Genomic DNA, 20961 nt, shown 5'->3' on the forward strand with positions numbered 1-20961 from the left:
CTCCTCAGTCCCTGTTCTGTGCGAACGCCCACGCGTCCGCGACGATCCCCGCGAGATCCGCGCGGGACGGGTTCCAGCCGAGCCGCTCGCGCGCGGTGGCGGCCGAGGCGACCAGGACGGCCGGGTCGCCGGCGCGGCGCGGGGCCACCACCTCGGGGATCGGGTGGCCGGTGACCTGCCGGACGGTCTCGATGACCTCGCGGACGGAGAAGCCGTTGCCGTTGCCGAGGTTGCAGATGAGGTGCTCGCCGGGGCGGGCCGCGGCCAGCGCGAGCAGGTGCGCCTCGGCGAGGTCGGCGACGTGGATGTAGTCGCGGACGCAGGTGCCGTCCGGGGTCGGGTAGTCGTCGCCGTAGACCGAGATGGCGTCGCGGCGGCCCTGGGCGACCTGGAGCACCAGCGGGATGAGGTGCGACTCGGGGTCGTGCCTCTCGCCGCAGTCGCCGTAGGCGCCCGCCACGTTGAAGTAGCGCAGGGAGACCGCGCCGAGTCCGTGGGCCGCCGCCTCGCCGCTGATCATGTGGTCGACGGCGAGCTTGGAGGCGCCGTAGGGGTTGGTCGGGGCGGTCGGCGCGCTCTCGACGATCGGGGTGACCTCGGGCTCGCCGTAGGTGGCGGCGGTGGAGGAGAAGACGAGCTTGCGCACGCCCGCGGAGCGCATCGCGGCGAGCAGCGCCATGGTGCCGCCGACGTTGTTGTCCCAGTACTTCTCGGGCTTGACGACGGACTCGCCGACCTGGGAGAAGGCGGCGAAGTGCAGGACGGCGTCGTAGGAGGAGTCCAGCCATTTGGTGGCGTCGCGGATGTCGCCCTCGATGAAGGCGGCGCCGGCGGGGACGCCCTCGCGGAAGCCGGTGGAGAGGTTGTCGAGGACGGTGACCTCGTGGCCCGCCTCCAGCAGATGCCGGGCGACCACGCTGCCGACATAGCCCGCGCCGCCGGTGACCAGGTACTTCCCACTCATGAACTCGCTACCTCTCGCAGTCGCTGAGCCGCGGTCTCCGGCGGCACGTCGTTGATGAACACGCTCATGCCGGACTCGGAACCCGCGAGAAACTTCAGCTTGCCGGAAGTGCGGCGAATGGTGAAAAGCTCGAGGTGGAGGGCGAAGTCGTCGCGGCTGACGCCCTCGAACTCCTCCAGTGTGCCGAACGGCGCCTGGTGCCAGGCGGCGATGTACGGCGTCGGAGGCTCGCCCTCGCCCTCCTTCTTCCCGTCCCGCGCGTCGAAGATCCGGTCGAAGCGCCTCAAGAGTTCCAGATAGACCTGGGGGAACTCTGTGCGTGCGCCGTCCTCCAGGCCGAGCAGGTCGGGCACCCGCCGCTTGGGGTAGAGGTGCACCTCGTAGGGCCAGTGCGCGGCGTACGGCACGAAGGCGATCCAGTGCTCGGTCTCCAGGACGATCCGGGTGCCGTCGGCGCGTTCCCGGGCGACGACCTCGTCGAAGAGGTTGGCGCCGTCGGTGGCCTGCTTGTGGGCGGCCAGCGAGCGCAGCATCAGCGCGGTGCGCGGGGTGGTGAAGGGGTAGGCGTAGATCTGGCCGTGGGGGTGGCCGAGGGTCACGCCGATCTCGGCGCCGCGGTTCTCGAAGCAGAAGACCTGTTCCACGGAGGGGAGATGGGACAGCTCGGCGGTGCGGTCGGTCCACGCCTCCAGGACCAGGCCGGCCTGCTCCTCGGTGAGGTCGGCGAAGGACGCGTCGTGGTCGGAGGTGAAGCAGACGACCTCGCAGCGGCCGGAGTCGCCGGCCAGCGACGGGAAGCGGTTCTCGAAGACCACGACGTCGTAGGAGGAGTCGGGGATCTCGCTGAGCCGGTCGCCCTGGGAGGGGCACAGGGGGCATTCGTCGGCCGGGGGGTGGTAGGTGCGGCCCTGGCGGTGCGAGGCGATCGCGACGGCGTCGCCGAGCAGCGGGTCGCGGCGGATCTCCGAGGTGGTGACGGTGGGGTCGAGCGGGCGCCGGTCGACGGCGTCGCGCACCGAGTCGTCCCGCGAGTCGTAGTAGACGAGCTCCCGGCCGTCCGCCAGCCGGGTCGAGGTCTTCTTCACTGCCGGACTCCCCTGTCCCACCCATCAAACAGAACCGAACACAACAAACCACAAGTCCCCACGGACGTCAACATCACAATCAAACAAAGAACATCAACCGAAGTGTTCAAATTCTGAACGCGGAGGCGTAGGTTCCGGTCGGATACGTTCACGCAACGAAGCGAGTTCCCCTATGCAGTCCCCCACATATCTGCCCGGAAGCACCTATCTCGCAGAAGGGCTCCGGCTCCCCACGAACGGGCTCGACTACGCGATCCTGGCGATCTACTTCGTCGTGGTGCTGGGCATCGGCTTCGCCGCGCGCCGCTCGGTGAAGACGAGCCTCGACTTCTTCCTGTCCGGGCGTTCGCTGCCGGCCTGGGTCACGGGCCTCGCGTTCGTCGCGGCCAACCTGGGCGCCACCGAGATCCTCGGCATGGCGGCGACCGGCGCACAGTACGGCGTGGCCGTCGTCCACTGGTACTGGATCGGTGCCATCCCGGCCATGGTCTTCCTGGGCCTGGTGATGATGCCGTTCTACTACGGCTCCAAGGTCCGCTCCGTACCGGAGTTCCTGCTCCAGCGTTTCGACAGGTCCGCACATCTGCTCAGCTCGGTCCTGTTCGCCTTCGCCGCGGTGCTCATCGCGGGCGTCAACCTGTACGCGCTGGCGATCGTCGTCGAGGCGCTGCTGGGCTGGCCGCAGTGGGTCGCGATCGTCGTCGCCGGCTTCTTCGTCCTCGCGTACATCACCTTCGGCGGCCTGTCCTCGGCGATCTACAACGAGGTCCTGCAGTTCTTCGTGATCCTCGCCGCGCTCATCCCGCTGTCCGTCCTCGGCCTGAAGAAGGTCGGCGGCTGGGACGGCCTGAGCGACTCGCTCACCAAGAGCCACGGTGACAACTTCCTCTCCGCCTGGGGCGGTACGGGCATCGGCGACGCCAACCCGCTCGGCGCGAACTGGCTGACGATCGTCCTCGGCCTCGGCTTCGTGCTGTCCTTCGGCTACTGGACGACCAACTTCGCCGAGGTCCAGCGCGCGCTGTCCGCCAAGAATCTCTCCGCCGCCCAGCGCACCCCGCTGATCGCCGCGTTCCCGAAGATCTTCATCGTCTTCCTGGTGATGATCCCGGGCCTGGTCGCCGCCGTCCTCGTCCCGAAGATCGGCACCGGCGGCTCGGACCTCCAGTACAACGACGCGATCCCGTACCTGATGCAGGAGCTGCTGCCCAACGGCGTGCTCGGCATCGCGGTGACCGGTCTGCTCGCCGCGTTCATGGCGGGCATGGCGGCGAACGTCTCGTCCTTCAACACCGTGTTCACCACCGACATCTGGCAGCGGTACGTGGTCAAGGACCGCGAGGACGGCTACTACGTGAAGTTCGGCCGGCTGATCACCGCGATCGGTGTGCTGGCCTCGGTCGGCACGGCGTTCATCGCCTCCAGCTTCTCCAACATCATGAGCTACCTCCAGACGCTCTTCTCCTTCTTCAACGTGCCGATGTTCGTGGTCTTCATCATCGGCATGTTCTGGAAGCGCGCCTCGGTGAAGTCCGGTGTCTGGGGCCTGGTCGCGGGCACCACGGCCGCGATGGTCAACTACTTCTGGATCTACAAGCAGGGCATCATCTCCATCCCCAGCGACCAGGGCGCCAACTTCGTGTCGGCCATCGTCGGCTTCGTCGCGGGCGCGGTCGTCATGGTCGTCGTCACCCTGTTCACCGCCCCGAAGCCGGAGGCCGAACTGGCCGGACTGGTCTACGGGACGACCTCCCCGGGTCTCGCCGAGCCGCCCGCCAAGGGCGACGACGCCTGGTACCGCAGGCCGGCCCTGCTCGGCTGGGGCGCGATCGCACTCGCCGCGCTGTGCTACGTCCCGTACTCCTTCTGACCCGATCGGAGGCACTGACCATGTCCGACCTGCAACGCGAAGTCTCCGAGCTGGAGAGCAAGTCCGCGACCGCCGCCCGTCTCTTCGACATCCGGCGCATCATCGGCGGCCTGTTCGTCGTCTACGGCGTGATCGTCACGATCGCCGGCATCAACCCGTCCGACGCCGACCTGGAGAAGGCCCAGGACGTCAACATCAACCTGTGGACGGGCCTCGCGATGCTCGCCCTCGGGCTGTTCTTCCTGGTGTGGCTGAAGCTGCGCCCCATCGCCCCGCCCACCCCGGACGAGACCGGGGCGCAGGACGAGAGCGCCTGACGCCACGCACGGGGTCGCGCCCGATCCGCCCTCGCGGGGCCGGAGTTCACTCCGGCCCCGCACCCGTCTCCGTCGGGGGGTGCGGCACCGGGCCGGCCCGGTCGAGCAGCCCGGTGCGCGCGGCGAGCGCCGCCGCCTCCAGCCGCGAGCCCACCCCCAGCTTCATCAGCACCCGCTGGACATGGGTGCGCGCGGTGCTCGGCGCGATCCCCATGCCGGCCGCGATCAGCCGCGTGTCCTCGCCGTCGGCCACCCGCACCAGCACCTCCACCTCGCGCGGGGTGAGCATCTGCAGCAGCCGCTGGCCCTCGTCGTCGGGCTGCGCCGCCGGGTTGAGCAGCTCACCGAAGGCGCCCTGGAGCAACTGCGGGGCCACGGCGGCCTCTCCGGCCCGGGCCTTCATGATGGCGCGCTCGACGCCCTCTATCCGCTCGTCGTGCCGGACGTACCCGGAGGCACCGGCCGCGAACGCGGCGGCGATCCCGCGCGGGTTGGGCACCGGCCCGAGGACCAGCACCGCCACCTGCGGACGCTCGCGCTTGATCTTCACCACCGGGTCGAAGATCCCCGGCTCCGCCGGCGCCGCCGTGCCGATCAGGCACACCTCGGGCGCCCGCGCGATCACCAGCTCCGCGGCTCCCGCGGCCGGTGCGGCGGCGGCGAGCACCCGGTGCCCGCGCAGTTTCAGCGCCGAGGCCAGCGCCTCGGCGAGCAGCCGGTGGTCGTCGACCACCATGAGCCGAACTCCCATCGAGCAACCCCCCAGTCCCCCTGAGCATCCCCACTGGTTCCCCGTGGTAGGAGCCCCCCGGCTCTCCATCCCCCGGAAGCTACACGCTTGTTCGACGTTGCGCTTCCCCTACCGGAGAGAAGTGACCCGGAATACCGAAATCCCTCCCCTTCGCGAATGATGCGCGGTAATGCGCACGGCCCCGCCCCTGAGCAGGGGCGGGGCCGTCGGCCGGGCCGCGGTGCCGCGTGCGGCACCGGATACCGGCCGGTACTACTCGGCGCCGAACCCGAGGGCCGTGTACTCCTTCTCGTCCTTCGAGTACGGCTTGCTGACCAGGTCCTTGCCCATGAACAGCCGGCCGCCGGAGTAGAGCAGCTCGCAGGAGTCCGGAACCATACCGCTGATCGCGTCCAGGACGGTCTCGGAGGCCGGCGTCTCCAGAAGCTTCGTCTGCTTCAGCGACTTGCCGTCCACGGAGACGACCTGGGCGCCCTTGTTGTACGGCCCGTCCTTGTACGCGATGACGTTGGCGCCGTCCATCCGGATCGGGAAGATCGTGTAGCCGTCGCCCGCGTCGATCCGGTCACCGGTGGTCTTACCGGTGGCCAACGAGAACGAGATGATCTCGTTGGTCCGGCTGTACTCGCCGGTGCCCTCGTGCTCCTTGGTCGGCACGTACAGCTTGTCGTTGCCGACCGCGATGCTCTTGCAGTCGTTCACCTTGCCGACGTCGCAGTCGTGCTCGTACTTGCCGTCCGCCAGCGTGATCTTGGTGCGCAGCTTGCCGTTCTCGTCGAGCGAGAAGGCGTCCGTGACACCGGAGGCGGTGATGTCGCCGGAGTCCACGCCGAAGACCACCGGCTTGGTGGAGATCACCTTCGCGTTGTCGATGCCGGCCGGGAGCTTGTAGCTCCACTTGACGCTGCCGCTCTTCGGGTCGAGCAGCTGCACCTGGTACTTCTCGTTGCCGTAGTCACCGCACTTGCGGACCGCGACGAGCTGCTCGCCGCCCGCGTAGCCGACGTCCTCGCAGGTGCCGACCTTCGGCTGCCACAGGACCTTGCCGCTCTTGGCGTCGAAAGCGGCACCGCCGGAGAATCCACCGCCCACGGCGACGGTGTCGCCGCTGATGGTGATCTCACGGAAGGCGACCTTGGTGCCGCTGATGGCGACCGTGCCGGTCCACAGCTTCTTGCCGCTGTCCACGTCGAAGGCGACGACCTGCGTGCACGGTCGGCGGTCGTTCTTGTTCTTGCGCGGGGCCTCCTCGGTCACCACGGCGGCGACACCGGCCTCGGACATCTCGCGGGAGCCCGCGCAGGTCTGCCCGGGCAGGTCGAGGGTCCACTTCTCGGAGCCGCTGTCGGGCTCGTAACCGACGATCTTGTTGACGCCGGACTTGGCGTACACCGCGTCCGTCAGCCAGGAGCCGGCCACGCTGTCGATCTGGCTGTCCTCCTTGACCTCCGGCGCGGGCACCTGGAAGAGGACCTTCGCGGCCGGGTCGGACGGCGCCTTCTCCTTGGCGCCGCCGCCACCGGTGGTGCCGGAGCCGCCCTTGTCGTCCTTGCCGCCGGAGCCGCCGCCGGTTCCCGCGGAGGTGTCCTTGCTGTTGTCGTCCTTGCCGGAGGAGGACGAGTACCAGACGCCGCCGCCGATGATGAGGCCGATGACGACGACCGCCGCGACGATGATCAGCAACTGCGGGCTGACCTTGCGGCCGCCGCCGCCCTGCGGCACCTGCGGCTGCATCGGGTGGGTCTGCGGCTGCGGATAGCCGTACGGCGAGGGGGGCTGCTGCCCCGGGTAGCCGTAGCCGGGCTGGGCCGGCGGGGTCTGCGGATAGCCGTAACCCGGACCCTGCGGGGGCGGCGGAGGCGTGCCCTGCGGCGGGGCTGGCGGGGGCGTCTGCGGCGGCTGGGGGGTCTGCGGGTAGCCGTAGCCCGGACCCTGCGGCTGCTGGGGCGCGCCGAAGCCGCCGGGCGGCGGGCTCTGCGGGGCACCGAAGCCGCCGGGCGGCGGGTCCTGCGGTGCGCCGAAACCTCCCCCGGGCGGGGGCTGGTTGGGCGGTGGCGGTGGCGGCGGCTGGCTCATGACGTCTCTACCTCGGGGTGTTCGGGATGCGAAGGGCGCGCGGGGCGCACGGGGGCGGCGGGGAGGATCGTTCTGCGCGGGCCGACGGTCACTTGCCGTAGGCCAGCATCAGCTTCTCCTTCGACTCGTCGTTGCCCGTCAGCCGGGTCGTGGAGAGGTAGAAGCGCCCGTCCACGTAGTCGAGTGCCTTCGAGTAGAAGCCGTTCTCGACGTCCGCGGCGCCCTGCGGGTTCTGGAGCAGCACGGTCGTCTTGTGGGAGCTGCCGCCGGTCGGGACGGACACGATGCGCCCTCCCGCGTCGTACGACGGCTCGACGTACGCGACGAGGTCGCCGCCGTCGAGCTTCAGCGGCAGCATCGTCTGGTCCGTGGGCGACTTGACGCGCCACTTCTCCTTGCCGCTCTCCAGGCTGATCGCGACGATCTCGTTCGGGCCGCTCTTCACCTCGGTGGGCAGGTAGAGGGTGTTGGCGTCGGCCGCGACACCGGTGCAGCCCTGGAGGTCACGGTTGAGGATGGCCCAGCCGCACTCCGGCGCGAACGACTCGTCGACGTCGACCTGCGAGCGGATCGTCCCGTTGTTCTTCAGCGTGGAGATGTTCCACTGCTTCTTGTCCTTGTTGGTCAGGTAGAGGACGACGGGCTCGACGGAGTACGTCCGGGCGACCTGCCATCCCTTGGTGACCTTCTGCGTCCACCTGACCTTGCCCGTGGCCGGGTCCAGCTCCTGCACCTCGTCGTGCTGGTTGGAGGTACTGGCGCCGCAGGAGGAGACCGAGATCAGCTTGCTGCCGCCGGCGAACGCGGTCGGGAAGCAGGCCGTGCCGTACTTCTCCTTGTCCCACAGCTTCTTGCCGGAGGACACGTCGTAGGCGGTGCCGGACTGCGAGCGGCCGACCATCAACGTGTCGCCGGACAGGGTCAGTTCGACCGACAGGGCGCTGTCGAAGAGACCGCCGTCGGCGACCTTCCCGGTCCAGCCCTTCTTGCCGGTGGTGAGGTCGACCTGCTGGAGCTGGTTGCACTTGGCGCTGTCGCTCGCGCCGCTCTTGTACGCGACGACGATCTTGTCGTCCGACGTCTTCTGCGGGGTGGCCGCGCAGATCTTCTGCGGGAACGTGATCTCCCAGGCGGGCTTGCCGTCGCCGACGCCGTACGCGAAGAGCTGCTTGTAGGCCGCCTTCACCGCCGACTTGTCGGTGATCCACATGCCGGGGGCGTCCGCGCCGGAACCGGGGGCGTCGGGCGCCTCCTTGTACCAGAGGACCTTCGAATCGCCGTCCTGGCGGCCCTCGTTGAGGTTGTCCGGGTCCTCGCCGCCGTCGCCGCTGCCGTCGCCCTCGTTGACCGGGGCGGACTGGGTGGGCTTGTCGTCCTGGCTCTTCTTCGCGACGGGCTTCTTGTCGTCGCCGTCGTCGCCGGAGACGGCCAGCACGGTGCCGCCCACGACGAGGAGCGCGGCGACCGCGGCACCGATGATCACCGCGGGCCTGCCCTTGAAGGGGTTCCGCGAGCCGCCGCCGGGCGGCGGGGGCACCGGGCCGCCGGGGAACTGCGCCTGCGGGTAGCCGTGACCGGGCTGCGGCGGCTGCCCGTAGGGACCCGGCTGCGCGTACGGTCCTGGCTGCTGCGGCTGCCCGTACGGGCCCGGCTGCTGGGGCTGTCCGTAGGGACCGGTCTGCGGCGGCTGGCCGTAGGGGCCGGGCTGCTGCGGCGGGGTGTACGGGCCCGGCTGGGCGTACGGGCCGGGCTGCTGCGGGTAGCCGTAGCCGGGCTGCGGTGCCTGCGGAGGTCCGCCGGCCGGCGGGGCGGGCGGGGCCTGGGGCGGCTGCGCCGGCGGCGGGGGTGTCGCTCCCTGCCGCGGGTCCTGCGGCGCCCCGAAGGCGATCTGGGTCGGCTGGTCGTGCGGTGCTCCCGAGCCGCCCTTGGGCGGCTCGTTGGGCGGCTGAGTCATCAGCGCTCCCCCTCTTCACTGATTTTTAGCCACCCGCGGTCGCGCACTGGAGTGGTTCTCAGACTGTCTTCAGACGGCCCTTTCTATCACTGCGCAGCCCTCGAACAAGGGGCCGGTCCATCCCCTGTTCCCAAGGGAGGACCGGCCCGTGATGCCCTCGTTACGCGCCTTCACGCGCTCTTCACCCCGCCCGGCGGAGTGCTACGCGTCCTCGGCGAGCTCCAGCCAGCGCAGTTCGAGTTCCTCGCGCTCACCGGCCAACTCCCGCAGCTCCGCGTCCAGTCCGGCGACCTTCGAGAAGTCCGTGGCGTTCTCGGCGATCCGGGCGTGCAGCTTGGTCTCCTTGTCGGAGATCTTGTCCAACTGCCGCTCGATCTTCTGCAGTTCCTTCTTCGCGGCGCGGGCGTCCGCGGACGAGGCGGACCTGGCCGGGGCCGGGGCGGCGGCGAGGACGGCGGCCGCGGCGGCCTCCTCCATGGCGTGGCGCCGCTCCAGGTACTCGTCGATGCCGCGCGGCAGCATCCGCAGCGTGGCGTCGCCCAGCAGCGCGTACACCTTGTCGGTGGTCCGCTCGATGAAGAACCGGTCGTGGGAGATCACGACCATCGACCCGGGCCAGCCGTCGAGGACGTCCTCCAGCTGCGTGAGCGTCTCGATGTCCAGGTCGTTGGTGGGCTCGTCGAGAAACAGGACGTTGGGCTCGTCCATCAGCAGCCGCAGCAGCTGGAGCCGGCGCCGCTCACCGCCGGACAGGTCGCCGACGGGCGTCCACTGCTTCTCCTTGCTGAAGCCGAACGTCTCGCAGAGCTGCCCCGCCGTCATCTCCCGGCCCTTGCCGAGGTCGACCCGGTCGCGCACCGCCTGCACGGCCTGCAGCACCCGCCAGGTGGGGTCGAGTTCTGCGACCTCCTGCGACAGGTAGGCGAGCTTGACGGTCTTGCCCGTGGCGATCCGGCCGGCCGCGGGCTGCTTCTCGCCGTCGCTGCGGGCGGCCTCGGCCATGGCCCGCAGGAGGGAGGTCTTGCCCGCGCCGTTCACCCCGACCAGGCCGATCCGGTCACCCGGACCGAGCTGCCAGGTCAGGTGCTTGAGCAGCAGCTTGGGCCCCGCCTGGACGGTCACGTCCTTCAGGTCGAAGACGGTCTTGCCGAGCCGCGAGGAGGCGAACTTCATCAGCTCGCTGGTGTCCCGCGGCGGCGGCACGTCCGCGATCAGCTCGTTCGCGGCCTCGACCCGGAAGCGCGGCTTGGACGTACGGGCCGGGGCGCCCCGGCGCAGCCACGCCAGCTCCTTGCGCACCAGGTTCTGGCGCTTGGTCTCCTCGGTGGCGGCGATGCGCTCGCGCTCGGCCCGCGCGAAGACGTAGTCGGAGTAGCCGCCCTCGTACTCGTAGACGGCGCCCTTCTGCACGTCCCACATGCGGGTGGCGACCTGGTCGAGGAACCACCGGTCGTGGGTGACGCACACCAGCGCCGAGCGACGCTCGCGCAGGTGCTTCGCCAGCCAGGCGATGCCCTCCACGTCGAGGTGGTTGGTGGGCTCGTCCAGGATGATCAGGTCCTGCTCCTCGATGAGCAGCTTGGCCAGCGCGATGCGCCGCCGCTCGCCGCCGGAGAGCGGGCCGATCACGGTGTCGAGGCCCTGCGGGAAGCCGGGCAGGTCCAGGCCGCCGAAGAGGCCGGTGAGCACGTCGCGGATCTTGGCGTTGCCCGCCCACTCGTGGTCGGCCATGTCCCGGATGACCTCGTGCCGGACGGTCGCCGCGGGGTCGAGGGAGTCGTGCTGGGTGAGCACCCCGAGGTGCAGGCCGCCGGAGTGCGTGACCCGGCCGGTGTCCGCCTCCTCCAGCTTGGCGAGCAGCCGGATCAGGGTGGTCTTGCCGTCGCCGTTGCGGCCGACCACGCCGATCCTGTCCCCTTCGGACACGCCGAGGGAGACTCCGTCGAGCAGGGCACGGGTTCCGTACACCTTGCTGACGGACTCGACATTGACCAGATTGACGGCCATTTCTCTCCTGACAAGGGGGACGATCGACCCTCAAGGGTAGTCCGGGCCCGTCGTCGCCCGGGCCGCGGTCTCAGAGCAGGGTGGCGCCGGGTGCGGGGCCCTCGGTGACGCGCGCGGTCCGGCAGGTGCCCGAGGCGAGCAGCGCGTCCGCGATCTCCCGGGCGGATGCGGCGTCCCGGGCGAGGAAGGCGGTCGTCGGCCCCGACCCGGAGACCAGCGCGGCGAGGGAGCCCGCGGTGCGTCCGGCGTCCAGGGTGTCCGCGAGCGCCGGGAACAGGGAGAGCGCGGCCGGCTGGAGGTCGTTGGAGACGGCTGCCGCGAGGGCCGCCGGGTCGCCCTTGGCCAGGGCGTCGAGGAGGTCCTGGGAGGCGGCGGGCCCGGGAACCGTGACGTGCGCGGTGAGCCGGTCGAACTCCCGGTACACGGCGGGCGTGGAGAGCCCGCCCTCGGCGACGGCGAAGACCCAGTGGAAGGTCCCGCCGACGTCCAGTGTCCGCAGCCGCTCGCCCCGGCCGGTGCCGAGGGCCGCCCCGCCCACCAGGCTGAACGGCACGTCGCTGCCCAACTCGGCGCAGATGTCGAGCAGTTCCTCGCGCGGGGCGCCGGTGCCCCACAGCGCGTCGCAGGCCAGGAGCGCGCCGGCGGCGTCCGCGCTGCCGCCCGCCATGCCGCCCGCGACGGGGATGTCCTTGGCGATGTGGAGGTGGACGCCGGCCGTGCGCCCGTACCGTCCGGCGAGCGCGAGGGCCGCGCGGGCCGCCAGGTTGGTGGCGTCCAGGGGCACCTGCGCGGCGTCCGGGCCGGAGCAGGTGACGCGCAGCTCGTCGGCGGGGGTGGCCGTCACCTCGTCGTACAGCCCGACCGCCAGGAAGACGTTGGCCAGGTCGTGGAAGCCGTCGGGGCGGGCGGGGCCCACCGCGAGCTGGACGTTGACCTTGGCCGGGACGCGTACCGTCACCGTCACGATGCCCTGGGCTCCTTCTTCTCGGTGTGCTCGCCGTGCCCGGCGTCCGCCGGCTGTGTGCCGTCCGCGGCGGCGCGGTGCTCCGCGATGCGGACGAACTCCTCGACCGTCAGCGCCTCCCCGCGGGCCTGCGGGGAGACACCCGCGGCGACGAGCGCGGCCTCGGCGGCCGGGGCGGACCCCGCCCACCCGGCGAGCGCCGCCCGCAGGGTCTTGCGGCGCTGCGCGAACGCGGCGTCGACGACGGCGAACACCTCGCGCCGGGAGGCCGTGGTCTTCAGGGGCTCGGTCCGCCGCACCAGCGACACCAGCCCGCTGTCGACGTTCGGCGCCGGCCAGAAGACGTTGCGCCCGATGGCCCCGGCGCGCTTGACCTCGGCGTACCAGTTGGCCTTCACGGACGGTACGCCGTACACCTTCGAGCCGGGCGGCGCCGCGAGCCGGTCGGCGACCTCCGCCTGCACCATCACGAGCGTGCGCTCGATGGTCGGGAAGGCCTCCAGCATGTGCAGCAGCACGGGCACGGCGACGTTGTACGGCAGGTTCGCGACGAGGGCGGTGGGCGCGGGGCCCGGCAGCTCGGTCACGTGCATGGCGTCGGAGTGCACGAGCGAGAACCGCTCGGCCCGCTCCGGCATGCGCGCCTCGACGGTCGCGGGCAGCGCGCTCGCGAGCACGTCGTCGATCTCGACGGCGACGACCCGGTCGGCGGCCTCCAGCAGACCCAGGGTCAGCGACCCGAGCCCGGGCCCGACCTCGACGACCACGTCGTCGGGGCGCACACCGGCGGTCCGCACGATCCGCCGCACGGTGTTCGCGTCGATCACAAAGTTCTGGCCGCGCTGCTTGGTGGGCCGCACGCCGAGGACGGCCGCGAGTTCGCGGATGTCGGCGGGGCCCAGGAGGGCGTCGGGGGTGGGGCTGCTCACGCACCAAGGGTACGGGTGACCGACCCCCACCCCGCCCACCCCGTCCGAGCCTGGGCCGGAGGAAAATCTGAGCCCGTCCGGCGATCGAGGACAAGCGCGGCGACGCACACCGAGGCTTCGCCGGACAGCCGGGAAAATCTGAGCCCGTCCGGCGATTGACGACAAGCGCAGCGACTCACACCGAGGCTTCGCCGGACAGCCGGGAAAATCTGAGCCCGTCCGGCGATTGAGGACAAGCGCAGCGACTCACACCGAGGGTTCGCCCGACAGCCAGGGCCCGGAGAAAAATTCGAGCCCGTCCGGCGATTGAGGACAGGCGCGTCAGCGCGCACCGAGGGTACGAGCCGGCCCCGGCCGCGAAGGCGGTCAAGGGCGGGAACGGCAACCGGACAGCCGAGGCCCGGAAGATGATGGAGCCCGTCCGGCGATTGAGGACACCGCACCCCGGGCTTCGGGGCACAGCCCCGGAGACCGACCGGCCTCAGCCGTGCAGGCGCGCGCCGCAGTGGGGCCACGGACTGGCCCCACGCCGCACGTACAGCTTCTTCGCCCGGAACGTCTGCTCCGCCGCGGGAGCGTCCTGAGGCCGCCCGGCCCCGCCGAGGCTCTGCCACGTGCGGGTGTCGAACTGGTAGAGCCCGCCGTACGTCCCGGACGCGTCGACCGCCCCCGGCCGGCCCCCCGACTCGCACGCCGCGAGCCCGGACCAGTCGAGGTGGTCGGCCCCGGCGACCGACATCGGCGGCGCCTTCGTCCCCACCTTCACCACCTGCGTCAGCGGCTCCCGCACCACCTCGGTCCGCAGCCGCCGCGGCTTCTGCCGGACGCCGTTCACCGTGCGCAGGGCGTACGTGACCCGGCGGGTCCCCGTCCGCCCGGCCCGCTCGACCACCTCCGTGCCCCGGAACAGGGACGGGTCCTGCGTCCGCTCCACCGCGAAGGGGATCGGCTCCTCGCGGACCTCCTTGGTCCCGGTGATCCGCATGACGGTGACGGTCTGCCCGTCCCGCGGGAAGCTGCCCGGCGCCACGGAGGTGGTGTCCTGGCCGTGCAGGGTGATGCCGGCCTCCGCTACGGCCTCCCGGACGCTCGCGGCGTTCGTGCGGATCGTCCGGGCCCGCCCGTCCGCCATGATCGTGACGGTCCGCTCGGTGCGGACGTCCAGGGCCAGTCCGTCCCGGCCGATCCGCCGGGAGAGCGAGGCCGACAGGTACGCGCCCTCCGCGCGGACCCCGAGTTGGCGGAGCGCGCCGTCCACGGTGCGCGCGGTCGTCCACACCGTGTGCCGCTGCCCGTCGAGGGTGAGGTGCACGGGCCGCCCGTAGCGGACGGTGACCTCGTCGCCGCTGGCCAGCTCGGTGCCGGGGGCGGGCGCCACGATGTCGTGGGCGCCGACGTCGACCCCCTGGTCCGCGAGCAGTTCGCTCACGTCGTCCGCGAAGGTGTGCAGCGTGCGCGGCTTGCCGTCGACGCTGAGCTCGATCGCCTTGTCCTCGGCGACGAAGGCGCTGGTGCCGCCCGCCAGGAACGCCACGACCAGGGCCTGCGGAAGCAGCCGGCGCAGCGGGTCGGGCCTGGCGGCGGTGCGTCTGCGGCGGCCGGCGCGGCGCGCCTGGGCCCGTCCGCCGGGCGGCGGTACGACGGGGGCGGGGACGGTCGGGTACTCCGCGAACCCGCCCTCCGGGTACGCCTGCCGGGGCAGCGTCGGCTCCTCGTAGGCGGGCCGGTAGGTGTCCGCCCGGCTCCCGGCCGGGCCGCCGACGGCGTCGAGCAGGGTCCGGCCGCCGGGCCCGGCGTGCACGTCGTAGGGCAGCGTCGGGGCACCGTACGGGTCATGGACGTCGTACGGCACCGGCGGGTCATAGGTGACCGGGCCGGGACCGGCCGGGCCGTACGTCTCGTACTGCGAGTTGCTCACGACGACGCTCCAGGGGGATCGGGCGACCAGAACCTAGCGGAGTGGCCGTCACTCTCCAAAGCAACGCGGCTACGCAGTGTCGCGACACTCCCCCAAGGCGGGACCCCGGGAAAGCCCCTGGAAGCGTTATGGGTCAGTAATCGAACGCGCGGGCCGTGTTCGCGGCCAGTGCCGTCGCCAGCGCGTCCTCGTCGATGCCCCGGACGGCGGCCATCGCACGGACGGTCACCGGAACGAGATACGGGGCGTTGGGCCGTCCGCGGTACGGCGCCGGGGTCAGGAACGGCGCGTCGGTCTCCACCAGGAGCAGCTCCAGCGGGGCCACGGCGAGCGCGTCGCGCAGCGGCTGGGCGTTCTTGAAGGTCATGTTGCCGGCGAAGGACATGAAGTACCCGGCCCGGCCGCAGACCTCGGCCATCTCCGCGTCGCCGGAGTAGCAGTGGAACACGGTCCGCTCGGGGGCGCCCTCCTCGTCGAGGACGCGCAGCACGTCGGCGTGGGCGTCGCGGTCGTGGATGACCAGGGCCTTGCCGTGCCGCTTGGCGATCTCGATGTGCGCACGGAAGGACCGCTCCTGGGCGTCCTTGCCCTCGGGTCCGGTGCGGAAGTAGTCGAGTCCGGTCTCGCCGACGCCCTTGACGTGGGGCAGGGCGGCCAGCCGGTCGATCTCGGCGAGCGCCTCGTCCAGCGCGGCGTCGCCGCCGGGGGCCCTTGCCCCCTGCCGGGACCACCCGTCGGGGTCCCCGTGCACGATGCGGGGCGCCTCGTTGGGGTGCAGGGCCACGGTCGCGTGCACCGCGTCGTACTTCTGCGCGGTCTCGGCCGCCCAGCGGGAGCCCTTCAGGTCGCAGCCGACCTGGACGACCGTCGTCACCCCGACCGACGCGGCCTTGGCGAGGCCTTCCTCGACCGTGCCGGACTGCATGTCGAGGTGGGTGTGCGAGTCGGCGACCGCGACGCGCAGCGGCTCCGGCAGGGGTGGGGCTTCGGCGTTGGAAGGCATGCCCCGATCCTACGAAGGGGGCATGCCCGCCCTCTCGTCACGGTCGGCGGATCAGCTCGCCCTGCGGTGCTGGAACGGGTGCAGCAGGTCCGAGAGGTGCCAGTGGTGGTCCTTGTGCTCCGGGCCGTGCTCCGGGCCCCGCTCGGGTCCGGCGGGCTCCTGCCCGGCCTGCTGGGGCAGCGCGGGCGGCTGCGCGCGCCGCATGGAGGCCAGTACGGAGGACACCTGTCCAGCGCGCATGATGCGCACCACGTGGGCGTCGCAGTTCACGCAGGTGGGCCGGCTCAGCGGCGAGGGCACCACCAGGCCGTCGGCGACGTACGTCACGAACGCGGCGCCGTCGGCGTCGCGGTGGTGCTCGATCTCGTAGGACTGCTCCCAGCCGTGCCCGCAGCGCATGCAGGCGAAGGCGTACGACTCGTGGACGACGTCGGCCCCCGGGGTGCGGTGGCCGCCGGTCCGCCCGGCGATCTCACTCATTCCAGCTCCTCTTGTCCGCTGGACAAGCGCCTCCGTCACGGGAAGGGAGCGCGGCTCCCCTGCGTCCCACCGGAGGCGAGGGACGGGTGCGTCCCTTCGACCAGTGGACGCTTCTCCCGGCGCGAAAGCATCAGACCTGTCGAGTGTTGGAGGCGTCTTGGCCGTTCCTTGCCGGAACGCCCCCGGAACCCGTCCGAGCTTTGCCTTTCACGATAGTCCTTTGCCCTCCTATGGGGCGCTCTGCGCCGCGTTCTTTGCCGCCACCACGGCATCGAAGACCTCGCGTTTGGGAATCCCGGCATCGGCGGCCACGGCGGCGATCGCCTCCTTGCGGCGCTCCCCCGCCTCCTCGCGCACCCGCACCCTGCGCACCAGCTCGGCGGCGTCCAGGTCACCGGCGCCCTTCTCCGGCGCCCCCTCCACGACCACGGTGATCTCGCCGCGCACGCCCTCGGCGGCCCAGGCGGCCAGCTCCGCCAGCGGGCCGCGCCTGACCTCCTCGTACGTCTTCGTCAGCTCCCGGCAGACGGCGGCGCGGCGGCCCTCGCCGAACACCTCGGCCATCGCGGCTAGGGTGTCGTCGAGGCGATGCGGTGCCTCGAAGTAGACGAGGGTGCGGCGCTCCTCGGCGACGTCCTTGAGCCGCGACAGGCGTTCGCCCGCCTTGCGCGGCAGGAAGCCCTCGAAGCAGAACCGGTCGACGGGCAGCCCGGACAGCGCGAGCGCGGTGAGCACCGCGGAGGGGCCCGGCACGGCGGTGACCTTGATGTCCTTCTCGACGGCGGCGGCGACCAGCCGGTAGCCGGGGTCGGACACGGACGGCATCCCCGCGTCGGTCACCAGCAGCACCCGGGCACCGCCGACCAGCGCCTCGACCAGCTCCGGGGTGCGGGCCGCCTCGTTCCCCTCGAAGTACGAGACGACGCGCCCGGTCGGCAGCGCGTCCAGCGCCTGTGCGAGCCTGCGCAGCCGCCGGGTGTCCTCGGCGGCCACGACGTCCGCGGTCGCCAGCTCGTGCGCGAGCCGCGGCGGGGCGTCGCTCACGTCGCCGATGGGGGTGCCTGCCAGTACAAGGGTTCCTGTCACGTTTCCATCCTCGCAGGGCCCAGGGACGGGACTCCCACAGAGACGTTCCCTACGATGGCGCGGTGACCAGTACCGCGTCCTCCACGGACACCCGGCAGGGCCGGGCCACCGAAGAGCAGCGGCCGTCGTGGCAGCACCGGCTGCGGCGCTTCGGCTACTCGGCCGGGCCCCGAAGCGATGTCCGCGACCGCCTCGTGCCGCCCTACGCGGAACCCGGCGCCCGGTTCTGGCCCGCGATCGGGGTGCGCCGGGAGACCGGCGACCGCCTCGCGCGCTGGTCGGGGTGGGGCGGTCCGCTGCTCGTGACCCTGCTGGCCGGGGTGCTGCGGTTCTGGAACCTCGGCAGCCCCAAGGCGGTGATATTCGACGAGACGTACTACGCGAAGGACGCCTGGGCGCTGGTCCACCGCGGGTACGAGGTCAACTGGGCCAAGGACGCCAACGACCTGATCCTCCAGGGCAACGGCCACGTGTCGATCCCCACCGACGCCGCGTACGTCGTGCACCCGCCGGTCGGCAAGTACGTCATCGGGCTCGGCGAGATGCTGTTCGGCTTCGACCCGTTCGGCTGGCGCTTCATGACGGCGCTGCTCGGCACGCTGTCCGTGCTGATGCTGTGCCGGATCGGCCGGCGGCTCTTCCGCTCGACGTTCCTCGGGTGCCTGGCGGGCGCGCTGATGGCGGTGGACGGGCTGCACTTCGTGATGAGCCGCACCTCGCTGCTCGACGGCGTGCTGATGTTCTTCGTGCTGGGCGCCTTCGGCTGCCTGGTCGTCGACCGCGACAAGGCCCGCATGCGGCTCGCGGCGGCGCTGCCGCTCGACGCGGACGGCGTGGCGCGGCCCGACGCGCACGTCGCCGAGACCACCCGGCTGGGCCTGCGGCCCTGGCGCTGGGGTGCGGGTGTGATGCTGGGCCTGGCCATCGGCACGAAGTGGAACGGCCTGTACGTCCTGGCCGCGTTCTGCGTGATGGCGGTCCTGTGGGACGTCGCCTCGCGCCGGGTGGCGGGCGCCCGCCACCCGTACTCGGCGGCCCTGCTGCGCGACACCGGTCTCACCTTCCTGGCCACGGTGCCGGTCGCCGTCGCCGTCTACCTGGCGTCCTGGACCGGCTGGATCCTCTCCCCGGCCGACGGCAGCGGCGGCTACTTCCGCAACTGGGCCGCGACCGACGGCAAGGGCGGCAACTGGACCGTGCTGCCCGACTGGCTGCGCAGCCTGTGGCACTACGAGCACGAGGTCTACGACTTCCACGTCGGCCTGTCGTCCCCGCACACCTACCAGTCGAACCCGTGGAGCTGGCTCGTCACCGGCCGCCCCGTCTCGTACTTCTACGAGTCCCCGGCGCCCGGCAAGGACGGCTGCCCGGCCGACGCCGGCGGGAAGTGCGCCCGCGAGGTGCTGGCGCTCGGCACCCCGCTGCTGTGGTGGGCGGCGTGCTTCGCGCTGCTGTACGTGCTGTGGCGCTGGGCGTTCCGCCGCGACTGGCGGGCGGGCGCGATCGCCTGCGCCGTCGCCGCCGGGTACCTGCCCTGGTTCCTGTACCAGGAGCGGACGATCTTCTTCTTCTACGCCGTCGTCTTCGTCCCGTTCCTCTGCCTGGCCGTCGCCATGCTCGTCGGCGCGATCCTCGGCCCCCCGGGCTCAGGCGAACGCCGCCGCGTGGCGGGCGCCGCCGCCGCGGGCGTCCTGGTCCTCCTGATCGCCTGGAACTTCATCTACTTCTGGCCGATCTACACGGGCACGGCGATCCCGATCGACGACTGGCGGTCACGTATGTGGCTGGATACCTGGGTCTAACAATCGGGGAAACACCCTCCCCTCCCGTCACTCCCCCGGCTTAGAGTGCAACCGCTTACGGGGAGGGAGCGCGCCATGCGCAAGGGGGTCAAGGCCGCCGTCGTCGGCGGGGTGTTCGCGGTGATGGTGGGCGGTGCCGGGTACGGCGCCTACAACGTGGTGACCGCCATCAGCGGGGACGGCACGGCGGGCGGTCCCGCGCCCGTGCGGACCGGGACGCCCGACGGCGACGAGGTCGAGGAGACCACGGAGAAGTTCTTCGCCGCCTGGGAGAAGGGCGACGCGGCCGAGGCGGCGGCGTACACGAACGACTCCGGTTCCGCCGAGCCGCTGCTCGCCGCCTACCGCGACGACGCCCATCTGACCGGCGTGCGGATCAATGCGGGCACGCCGTCCGGGACGACCGTGCCGTACTCGGTCCGGGCGACGGTGCGGTACCGGGGGAAGAGCAAGCCGCTGTCGTACGACTCCGAGCTGACCGTCGTGCGCGGGGTCACCACCGGCAAGGCGCTGGTCGGCTGGAAGCCCTCCGTCGTCCACCCCGACCTCGTCGAGGGGGACACGCTGGTGACCGGCGAGGCGGCGAGCGCGCCGATCCAGGCCGTGGACCGGAACAACGTTGTCCTGACCGAGGGCAAGTACCCCTCGCTCGGCCCGATCCTGGACGCCCTGCGCGGCCGGTACGGCGACAAGGCGGGCGGCACACCGGGCATCGAGCTCGCCATCCGGCACGCGGACGAGAACGCGGGCGACAAGACGCTGGTGACCCTCGCCAAGGGCCGGCCGGGCAGGTTGCGCACCACCATCAGCGCGAGCGCGCAGGCGGCCGCCGAGCGGGCCGTCGAGGGGTACGCCGAGTCGTCCGTGGTGGCGGTCAAGCCCAGCACGGGTGAGGTGCTGGCGGTCGCCAACCACCGCAAGGACGCGTTCAACGCGGCCTTCGAGGGCCGGCTCGCCCCCGGCTCCACCATGAAGATCATCACCGCGGCGATGCTCATCGACAACGGCGTGACCTCGATGAACGGCCCGGCGCCCTGCACGGACACCGCCGTGTGGCAGAGCCAGACCTTCCACAACCTCAAGGGCATGGCGCCCAACGGGAAGGCCACGCTCGCGAACAGCTTCATGCGTTCGTGCAACACCGCCTTCGTGAAGCTCGTCGACGAGAAGCCGCTCACCGACGCGTCGCTGACCACGGAGGCGCGGGAGCGGTTCGGACTCGGCCGGGACGACTGGAAGACGGGGATCATCTCCTTCGACGGCCGGATCCCCGAGTCCGGCGGCCCGGACCGCGCGGCCAACGCGATCGGCCAGGGTCAGGTCCAGATGAGCCCGCTGAACATGGCGTCCGTCACCGCGACCGTCGTCACGGGCTCGTTCCACCAGCCCTACCTCGTCTCACCGAAGCTCGACGGCCGCGAACTCGCCACGGCACGCGGCCTGTCGAGCGGGACCGGGGCGCAGCTGAAGCAGATGATGCGGCTGACCGCGACGCAGGGCACCGGTGCGCGGGCGATGGCGGGGCTCGGCGGCGACATCGGCGCCAAGACCGGCTCCGCCGAGGTCGACGGCCAGGCGCGGTCCAACAGCTGGTTCACCGGGTTCCGGGGCGACATGGCGGTCGCCGCGATGACCGAGGAGGGCGGCCACGGAGGGGACGCGGCCGGGCCCATCGTCGCGGATGTGCTAAGAACGAGCGGCTGAAGTCACACCGGCCGCACCGGGACCCCGGGACGGTGCCCCTCGTTGAGCACG

General features: G+C 71.7%; 16 protein-coding genes. 4 read left to right on the forward strand and 12 right to left on the reverse strand.

Annotation, left to right across the window (positions count from 1 at the left end):
• Positions 1-4: 4 nt before the first annotated feature.
• Both galE and galT read right to left on the reverse strand, forming a co-directional pair.
• On the reverse strand, positions 5-964 hold the full coding sequence (gene galE, locus ACZ4VA_RS23730) for a UDP-glucose 4-epimerase GalE (protein ID WP_355781030.1): 960 nt from the start codon (positions 962-964) through the stop codon (positions 5-7).
• A complete protein-coding gene (gene galT / locus ACZ4VA_RS23735) occupies positions 961-2049 on the reverse strand; it encodes a galactose-1-phosphate uridylyltransferase (protein ID WP_356163989.1) in 1089 nt (362 codons plus the stop codon). The genes galE and galT overlap by 4 nt, the downstream gene beginning before the upstream one ends.
• 172 nt (positions 2050-2221) lie before the next feature.
• Between galT and ACZ4VA_RS23740 the strand changes: the two genes are divergently transcribed.
• A complete protein-coding gene (locus ACZ4VA_RS23740; RefSeq protein WP_356163987.1) occupies positions 2222-3919 on the forward strand; it encodes a sodium:solute symporter family protein in 1698 nt (565 codons plus the stop codon).
• A 20-nt stretch (positions 3920-3939) separates the two neighbouring features.
• On the forward strand, positions 3940-4236 hold the full coding sequence (locus ACZ4VA_RS23745; RefSeq protein WP_355781038.1) for a hypothetical protein: 297 nt from the start codon (positions 3940-3942) through the stop codon (positions 4234-4236).
• Between the two features lie 46 nt (positions 4237-4282).
• On the opposite strand, the gene ACZ4VA_RS23750 is transcribed toward ACZ4VA_RS23745, so the two are convergent.
• From ACZ4VA_RS23750 to rsmI, 10 genes are all read right to left on the reverse strand, one after another.
• Entirely contained in the window at positions 4283-4987 is a 705-nt protein-coding gene (locus ACZ4VA_RS23750) for a helix-turn-helix transcriptional regulator (protein WP_355781041.1), read from the reverse strand.
• Positions 4988-5239: 252 nt separating this feature from the next.
• Positions 5240-7063, reverse strand: coding sequence for an outer membrane protein assembly factor BamB family protein (locus ACZ4VA_RS23755; RefSeq protein ID WP_356163984.1), 1824 nt, complete (start codon positions 7061-7063; stop codon positions 5240-5242).
• A gap of 88 nt (positions 7064-7151) precedes the next feature.
• Positions 7152-9017 carry an outer membrane protein assembly factor BamB family protein gene (locus ACZ4VA_RS23760; protein WP_468082472.1) on the reverse strand — a complete coding sequence of 622 codons (1866 nt, stop codon included), beginning with the start codon at positions 9015-9017 and terminating at the stop codon, positions 7152-7154.
• 201 nt (positions 9018-9218) lie between these two features.
• Positions 9219-11024 (reverse strand): ABC-F family ATP-binding cassette domain-containing protein, encoded by a 1806-nt coding sequence (locus tag ACZ4VA_RS23765; protein ID WP_355786226.1) that lies wholly within the window; start codon positions 11022-11024, stop codon positions 9219-9221.
• 70 nt (positions 11025-11094) lie between these two features.
• Positions 11095-11988 carry a 4-(cytidine 5'-diphospho)-2-C-methyl-D-erythritol kinase gene (locus ACZ4VA_RS23770; protein ID WP_468082473.1) on the reverse strand — a complete coding sequence of 298 codons (894 nt, stop codon included), beginning with the start codon at positions 11986-11988 and terminating at the stop codon, positions 11095-11097.
• Positions 11985-12917 (reverse strand): 16S rRNA (adenine(1518)-N(6)/adenine(1519)-N(6))-dimethyltransferase RsmA, encoded by a 933-nt coding sequence (rsmA, locus tag ACZ4VA_RS23775; protein ID WP_356163980.1) that lies wholly within the window; start codon positions 12915-12917, stop codon positions 11985-11987. Before rsmA ends, ACZ4VA_RS23770 begins: the two co-directional genes overlap by 4 nt.
• Before the next feature lie 481 nt (positions 12918-13398).
• Positions 13399-14835 (reverse strand): ubiquitin-like domain-containing protein, encoded by a 1437-nt coding sequence (locus ACZ4VA_RS23780; protein ID WP_468082474.1) that lies wholly within the window; start codon positions 14833-14835, stop codon positions 13399-13401.
• A 133-nt stretch (positions 14836-14968) separates the two neighbouring features.
• Entirely contained in the window at positions 14969-15838 is an 870-nt protein-coding gene (locus ACZ4VA_RS23785; protein WP_355793442.1) for a TatD family hydrolase, read from the reverse strand.
• A gap of 51 nt (positions 15839-15889) precedes the next feature.
• Complete coding sequence (locus ACZ4VA_RS23790) at positions 15890-16318, reverse strand: hypothetical protein (protein WP_355793440.1); 429 nt, start codon at positions 16316-16318, stop codon at positions 15890-15892.
• A 228-nt stretch (positions 16319-16546) separates the two neighbouring features.
• A complete protein-coding gene (gene rsmI / locus ACZ4VA_RS23795; protein WP_355793438.1) occupies positions 16547-17404 on the reverse strand; it encodes a 16S rRNA (cytidine(1402)-2'-O)-methyltransferase in 858 nt (285 codons plus the stop codon).
• 62 nt (positions 17405-17466) lie between these two features.
• On the opposite strand from rsmI, the gene ACZ4VA_RS23800 reads away from it, so the two are divergent.
• Positions 17467-19206, forward strand: a complete 1740-nt coding sequence (locus tag ACZ4VA_RS23800; RefSeq protein ID WP_452920789.1) for a dolichyl-phosphate-mannose--protein mannosyltransferase — start codon at positions 17467-17469, stop codon at positions 19204-19206.
• Between the two features lie 75 nt (positions 19207-19281).
• The gene (locus tag ACZ4VA_RS23805) at positions 19282-20910 is read left to right on the forward strand and encodes a penicillin-binding transpeptidase domain-containing protein (RefSeq protein WP_468082475.1); all 1629 of its coding nucleotides are present in this window, start codon (positions 19282-19284) and stop codon (positions 20908-20910) included.
• Positions 20911-20961 lie beyond the last annotated feature (51 nt).

It is taken from the genome of Streptomyces sp. NPDC028308 (assembly GCF_055565855.1).